Genomic DNA, 631 nt, shown 5'->3' with positions numbered 1-631 from the left:
ATGATGCGTTTGTTGGCTTGATGCGGCACGAGCCAGTCGATTTGATCGGGGGTATAACCTGCTTCGCTGATGACTTCGTCGGCGATTTTTGCGAGCATTTTGACCGCGAATTTAAACACGCCCGGCCCGTCCATTTTGACGTAAGGCGAACCGCAAACTTGCCCGTTGGCGATTTGACCGGGTACATTGAGCAGGTCGAGGTAGTTGCCGTCGGCTTTGAGTTTGCTGTGGATGATGCCCGCTTCGTCGGACGCGCCCAACACTACCGCGCCTGCGCCATCACCAAACAAAACGCAGGTCGTTCGGTCGTTCCAATTCACGATGCGGCTGAACGTTTCCGCGCCGATGACCAAAGCCTTTTTCGCCATGCCGCTTTTGATGTAGGCGTTGGCAGTGGACAGGGCGTACATAAAGCCCGCGCAGACTGCCTGTACGTCAAATGCGGGACAGCCGTTTTCTATGCCGAGCTTTTGCTGGACGATGGTCGCGGTGGACGGGAACTGCATATCGGGGGTGGCGGTCGCCACGATAATCAAATCGATTTCATCGGCAGCGACACTGGCAGCAACCAGCGCGCGGCGCGATGCTTCGGCGGCGAGGTCGCTGGTTTTTTCGCCTTCGTCTGCAATAT

At 56.9% G+C, this 631-nt stretch carries 1 protein-coding gene; it reads right to left on the bottom strand.

The window, feature by feature from the left end; all coding sequences use genetic code 11:
- Positions 1-631 (bottom strand): beta-ketoacyl-ACP synthase 3 (locus tag ACTHUR_RS15420; protein WP_440399512.1); only part of this gene is annotated, 631 nt, incomplete at both ends.

This window comes from Neisseria sp. P0021.S007 (assembly GCF_051956855.1).
Note: the sequence above shows the minus strand (reverse complement) of the source record. Positions and strands in the feature narration are given on the sequence as shown.